The sequence below is a fragment of the Wolbachia endosymbiont of Pentidionis agamae genome, from assembly GCF_036711655.1.
Lineage (GTDB): Bacteria > Pseudomonadota > Alphaproteobacteria > Rickettsiales > Anaplasmataceae > JAZHPY01.
On the sequence record NZ_JAZHPY010000064.1, the window covers coordinates 1 to 6,238 of the forward strand.

Sequence of the window (6,238 nt, forward strand, 5' to 3'; positions counted from 1 at the left end):
ATAACTTATTAGATGATATCTATAAAGTAACATTTATTCGTGATAAAGGTGATTATTTAGAAAGAATTGAAGAGTTAGACAATATAAAAGATCTTTTTATAGAAGCTAAATTTGTCTTATATAATGATGATATATCTTGTGAGGTGTATGATCTTTTTAACATGCCTGATAATATATTTGATGCATTTAGAACTAAAAAATATGATATATTACAAAATAATGATCGCTTAAAAGATATCTTTAAGGAAAAATTTCCAGATCTTAATGAGGATGAGATAAAAAACATTAGAGGAAATGTAGATAAGTTAGTTGAATTAAAGGATTCAGGATTTATCAATAGATTAACCACTGAAGATTTTAAAAATGATCCAAAAGAATTGCTGAATGAAGACATCCAAAGTTAGAAGCAGTAAGTCAAATTATACTTCATGCACTAAGTCGTCCTCAAGGTTCCCTAACTGATATCTCGCTTAAAGCATTTGTAAAATCTATGAATCAGCAACGTCAATAACTTGTTTCAGTATGCTACTTACAGTAGCATACTGCTCTAATATCAAAAGTAAGTGTTGCAGTTAATTGTTCTGTCAGTAAAATCAAAGTATTTGTATAATTTGATGAATGAAAAAGGAAAATGTTTCTAGCATAAAGAATGGTTTTAGCTTTACACATGAAAATCTTAAAAAAGCTAAAGATTTTATAGCAATGTATCCAGAAAAACGAGAAGCAAGTGCAGTTATGTCCTTGCTATATTTAGTACAAGAACAACACAGGTGGATACCAGACTCAGCTATATATTATATTGCTGATCTAATAAATGTGCCTTACATTCAAGTATATGAAGTAGTTAATTTCTATACTATGTATAATCTTAGGCCAGTAGGTAAATATCTTATACAAGTATGTAGAACTACACCATGCTGGTTATGTGGTAGTGATAAAGTTCTTAATGCTTTCAAGCGCATACTAGATATTGATGTTAACGATACTACAAGTGATAACTTATTTACTTTAAAAGAAGTTGAGTGTCTAGGTGCATGTATTAACTCTCCTGTTGTGCAAATAAATAATGATTTTTATGAAGATCTTGATGAAGCAAAAGTTAAAGAGCTTATTGAACAATTATCTAATAAAAGCAAGAATCAGAAAATCACGTAGCATTTCCACCTTTTTGAATAGCTTTATTTTTCATCATCAAAATTTGATAATAACACTGCAGCTACTAAACCTATTACAATAATTATTAAAGCAAAGGGTGCTGCTTCCTTATAGCGTTCATCACTTACTAATTCATATATTCTGGTAGATAAAGTTTCAAAGTTAAATGGCCTAATAATAAGTGTTATGGTTAATTCTTTGAGAGTATCAATAAATACAAGTAAAAAACCTGCAAGTATACTTTTTCTTATGAGAGGGACATGAATATTCACACATGTTGATATGGGCCCATATCCCATAGTAGATGCAGTCCACTCAATTTCCTTCGATACTTTTTTTAATCCAGACTCTACAGCTTTAAATGATATAGCAAAAAAACAAAATATATATGAATAAATTAATGCAATCACTGTCCCAACTAAGTAAACTTTAGTAATGTAATTACTAATTACTAGAGATACTTGACCCAAAAATATCATTATACTAATCGCTATTATTATATTGGGTACTGAATAACCCATTGAAATAATATGTGCCAAATATCTCATTATTTTATCTTTCTGTGCAACATAACCAATGATGATTGCAAGAATAATGGAAATTAACGCAGTCATTGATGATATGGTAATGCTATTAATCAAAGTAGCATAGAACCTAAAATCGTATATATGGAAACTTTTCTCTATAGTCCAATATATTAGTGGAATAATAGGTATAATAAAACCTATAAGTACAGGTAAAATACACATTGTGTATGTAAAAATTAAATGTGTTATACTTTTTATTTCTCTTTTACTATGATAATCTAAGTTAACATTTAATGACAAACATGAATCTCCTCTTTTTTGAAATTTTTTCTCTAAAATTGTCAGCACCAGAATAAATAGTAGCCCTATAATAGCTAAAACAGTTGCTAAATACTTGTCGTATAATAAAAACCAAGTTCGATATATCCCTGTTGTAAATGTATCGATTGCCAAAAACTGTGATGAGCCAAAGTCTGTAATAACCTCCATAAGAACCAGAGACAATCCAGCGATGATAGATGGGCGTGCAGAAGGTATAATAATAGCAAATAAATTGTGCAATGGAGAATATCCAAAAGTTGATGATATAGTTACTGAATTGCTCAATTTCTTTAAGTTTGAACGTACTAGTATATATACGTATGGATATAAACTAAATCCCATAACTAACATTCCGCTACCTAAGGACTTTATTTCTGGAAACCAATAATCATTTTTACTCCAGTGAAAAATTTCTCTTAGTAAGGTTTGTACTGGTCCTGAAAATTCCAGAGTATTTGCATAAATAAATGCTGATATATACCCTGGAATAGATATTGGAAAAAATAAGACAACTTCAAGAATCTTTCTTCCAGGAAATGAAAAAAATGTAATAAGCCACGCTGGTATTACACCAAATATAAAAGTTATTATGCCTACTCCTACCATTAATATGATGGTATTAAAAATATACTCTGGGAATAATCTACTGATTATCCAAGGAGAAGTTGCTGCGTCAGTAAATAGAATTGATACCAATGATACTATCGGGCATATGAATAATATAGCTATTAAAAATAGAAATATATTCTTCAGTATTTTTAGAAGCATTAACCATATTTATTATTAATATAAAGATATTATACAAAAATTCCTAAACTGTGTTCAGGAATTAGCAGTACTTTACATTTTAAATTGTCCGAAGTTATGGAACAATAAATAAAAATCTAGTAGATAAATTAGAAATGTGTTAGCTTAGATTTTTAAGGCTTGCACAGATAAATAAAGGAGGCACTTAATGGTAAAATTTTCCTTGCCAAAAAATTCTAAAATAAACGAAAAGGGTAAGGTGTATTCTATACCTGATAACGTAAAGAATCTCAAGAAATTTAAAGTTTATCGTTGGTCTCAAGATGATGGTCAGAATCCAAGAATGGACACTTTTTTTCTTGACATGGAAAATTGTGGTCCAATGATACTTGATGCTTTAATTAAAATCAAAGATGAGATAGATTCAACTTTAACTTTTAGGCGTTCATGTCGTGAAGGTATATGTGGTTCTTGTGCTATGAATATTGATGGTACTAACACTTTAGCATGTACCAAGCCGATATCTGATATCAAGGGAGACATAAAGATATATCCACTACCACATATGTATGTGATAAAGGACTTAGTGCCTGACTTAAGTCAATTTTATGAGCAGTATAAATCAATCAAGCCTTGGTTACAAGGAGATAAACCGAATAAAGAATATATACAATCTATTAATGATAGAAAGAAAATAGATGGATTATATGACTGCATATTATGTGCTTGTTGTTCAACAAGTTGCCCAAGTTATTGGTGGAACAGTGATAAATATCTAGGCCCTGCGGTTCTTTTGCAGGCATATAGGTGGATTTCTGATAGTCGCGATAAAAAAACTGATGAGCGTTTAAATAATTTAAATGATTCATTTAAGCTATATCGCTGTCATACTATAATGAATTGTACAAAGACCTGTCCAAAGGGACTCAATCCAGCAAAAGCAATAGCAAAGATAAAACAACTTATGTTAAAAATAGATGAATAATAACTTTTGAATGTTATAGCATGTCTTAAAAGATATAAAAAAGTTAAAATATAGTTTTAATATATATCAAAGTAATACAAAAAATGAAATATATATAGAGCCATTCTGAACTAAAACTACAGGGAGTTCAATAAAACACATCATAAGAACAATTAAACGTACTTGTGTTTTTTATAAAAAAAGGTTAACCTAATTAATTAAAAAATATAATGAAAATTGAAACGTGGGACACAAAATTGCTATTGTTGGTGCGACTGGAAATGTAGGGCGTAATGTACTAAACATAATATCTGAATTTAAAGATGAAGGAAAAATTTCAGTAGATTCTGTTATTCCTCTTGCATCAAAAAAATCAAGAGGGAAAAAGTTAAGTTTTGGTGATGATGAAATAACTGTATCATGTTTAGATAATTATGATTTTAATGGCACTAATGTAGTAATTTTCTGTGCAAGATCGGAAGTCTCTAAAACATATGTACCTGTTGCAACTACTTCTGGATGCATAGTTATAGATAACACTTCTTATTTTAGGATGAAGGAAGGTATTCCACTTATCATTCCAGAGGTTAATGAAGAAGAAATCAAAAAATATAGAAATAACAATATAATATCAAACCCAAATTGTTCAACAATACAGATGCTCTTAGTATTAAACCCTTTACATACGTATGCAAAGATTAAGAGAATTGTTGTTTCAACTTACCAATCAACTTCAGGAGCAGGAAAAGCTGCAATGGATGAGTTATATAACCAAACAAAAAAAATGTTTGTAAATGAAAATGTAAAACCTTCTGTATTTACTAAACCAATAGCATTTAATTGCATTCCTCATATAGAGGCTTTTATGGAAGACGGATTTACACTAGAAGAGCATAAAATGCAAGAGGAAACCAAAAAGATTCTTGGTGAAAACATTAAAGTTAATGCAACCTGTGTGAGAGTACCAGTATTTGTAGGGCATGCTGAATCAGTAAATGTTGAATTTCATAATTCTATTGCTGTAGAACAAGTATATAAAATATTAGATAAAACAGATGGAGTTTTAGTGCATGATAGGCATAAAGATGGAGGATATAAAACTCCTGTTGAAGTTGCTCAGGATGATACAGTGTATGTGTCCAGGATAAGAAAAGATTGTACTGTAGAACATGGAATAAGTATGTGGATAGTGACAGATAATCTTCGTAAAGGTGCAGCACTTAATATAGTGCAAATTTTAGAGATTTTGCTAAATAAATACTTGTAAGTGGATAATTGCAGTAAAATTTTACTTATGAGAAAATTAAACTTAACAAGAAGAAGCAAGAAATTTTGTTGCTAATAACAAGATAGCTTTTTAAAAGCAAAGAGAGCCAAAGTATCATGGTTTTATATTTTGAATAGCCTGTAGTGTCCCATTCTTGGATTGTAAAACCCCCTCGCTTTGAGACAAAAATAATAGTTGCTTGAGTATAGCGACTTTATGGGTATCAATTAACTTCCTAAGAAGATATTTGCAAACTCAAGAATTAGCTAATTTATGCAGCATAGCAGTCATCATATTAAAGAAAATATTGGTTTTGGAGTGTGTAGGGAATGTACATAATCTTTACTCATGTGTCTAAAATTTGATAGCCAAGCAAAGGTTCTTTCAACAATTCAACGTTTTGGAATAATTTAAAATCCTTTGGGATTAGGATCCTTTTTAGCAAACATCCTGTCTTCAACAGCGCTTTTGCAGTTCACTTGTATATCCTTGTATCTGTAAAAAATCTCTGTAATGTTGGTGCTTTTCGTTTTACTTTTATCCAAAGCTCCATCGCGATCTTGCTACACTTGTTACTTTGCACATCTGCAGTAGACTAAGCATATCCACAACAATATGGCGTTTTCTGCCATTTATCTTTTCCAGTATCATATCTCCTCTAGATCCACTTTTGAATTGTTTTGACTATCGATTATTCCTACAATATTGTTTCACTCTTTTCCATTGCTTTCTTTACTTTTTAACTAAAGGTTGTAATCTACTAGAAAGTAATATGAGAGTGGTAATGAGGTTTGAAAAAATAAGTAGGTTGGAAAACAAAAGATTTTGCCGATTCACTGATATAAAGCTTAAGTAAGAGAATGACCAAGATTTTAGTTGAGGCAGAAGCTAAAAAGAAGGCCAAATAAGGAAAATCAAACAAATTAAGGGGAAGACCGCTTGCTTTTGAGGAAATATCGGATATAATTACGTAAAGCTATGAAGTGAATGAAAGTGCAGCATATAAGACGTTAAAATTGGTAGAAGATACTACTAGCACCCAGTTTTGTGTTGCCAGACCGAAAAGAGCTGTTATATGGAATTTGATGAAGCAGAAACTTCCGTGGAAAGACCCAAGCAGAAAAGATTTTATTCAGGAAAAAGTATAGCATACAAATAGAAAAACAGAGCAGTTTATACGACTTTTTCGAACGGTAAATGATATTATTTTCGAGTTTTCAAAGAGTCATATTTTAAAGGTTTTGGCAGATATAGAGG

At 30.4% G+C, this 6,238-nt stretch carries 6 protein-coding genes; 5 read left to right on the plus strand and 1 reads right to left on the minus strand.

The genetic code is table 11. From position 1 onward, the window contains the following. Positions 1-404 (plus strand): hypothetical protein (locus V6U76_RS04035; RefSeq protein WP_333023750.1); only part of this gene is annotated, 404 nt, incomplete at its 5' end. 214 nt (positions 405-618) lie between these two features. Then, positions 619-1,155 carry an NADH-quinone oxidoreductase subunit NuoE gene (gene nuoE / locus V6U76_RS04040; protein WP_333023751.1) on the plus strand — a complete coding sequence of 179 codons (537 nt, stop codon included), beginning with the start codon at positions 619-621 and terminating at the stop codon, positions 1,153-1,155. Positions 1,156-1,178: 23 nt separating this feature from the next. Here nuoE and V6U76_RS04045 read toward each other — a convergent pair whose 3' ends face one another. Continuing rightward, positions 1,179-2,771, minus strand: a complete 1,593-nt coding sequence (locus V6U76_RS04045; protein WP_333023752.1) for an ABC transporter permease — start codon at positions 2,769-2,771, stop codon at positions 1,179-1,181. Between the two features lie 187 nt (positions 2,772-2,958). Here V6U76_RS04045 and V6U76_RS04050 point away from each other — a divergent pair, with 187 nt between their 5' ends. From V6U76_RS04050 to V6U76_RS04060, 3 genes are all read left to right on the plus strand, one after another. Next, positions 2,959-3,735: a succinate dehydrogenase iron-sulfur subunit gene (locus tag V6U76_RS04050; RefSeq protein ID WP_333023753.1), complete on the plus strand. Its 777-nt coding sequence runs from the start codon at positions 2,959-2,961 to the stop codon at positions 3,733-3,735. 223 nt (positions 3,736-3,958) lie between these two features. Beyond that, on the plus strand, positions 3,959-4,981 hold the full coding sequence (locus V6U76_RS04055; RefSeq protein WP_333023754.1) for an aspartate-semialdehyde dehydrogenase: 1,023 nt from the start codon (positions 3,959-3,961) through the stop codon (positions 4,979-4,981). Between the two features lie 983 nt (positions 4,982-5,964). Continuing rightward, a complete protein-coding gene (locus V6U76_RS04060; protein ID WP_333023755.1) occupies positions 5,965-6,129 on the plus strand; it encodes a hypothetical protein in 165 nt (54 codons plus the stop codon). Positions 6,130-6,238 lie beyond the last annotated feature (109 nt).

What these genes read in the sequence shown, in the direction of transcription:
- nuoE (WP_333023751.1), top strand. Translation starts at nt 619, where the DNA reads ATGAAAAAGGAAAATGTTTCTAGCATAAAGAATGGTTTTAGCTTTACA.
- V6U76_RS04045 (WP_333023752.1), bottom strand. Translation starts at nt 2,771, where the DNA reads ATGCTTCTAAAAATACTGAAGAATATATTTCTATTTTTAATAGCTATA.
- V6U76_RS04050 (WP_333023753.1), top strand. Translation starts at nt 2,959, where the DNA reads ATGGTAAAATTTTCCTTGCCAAAAAATTCTAAAATAAACGAAAAGGGT.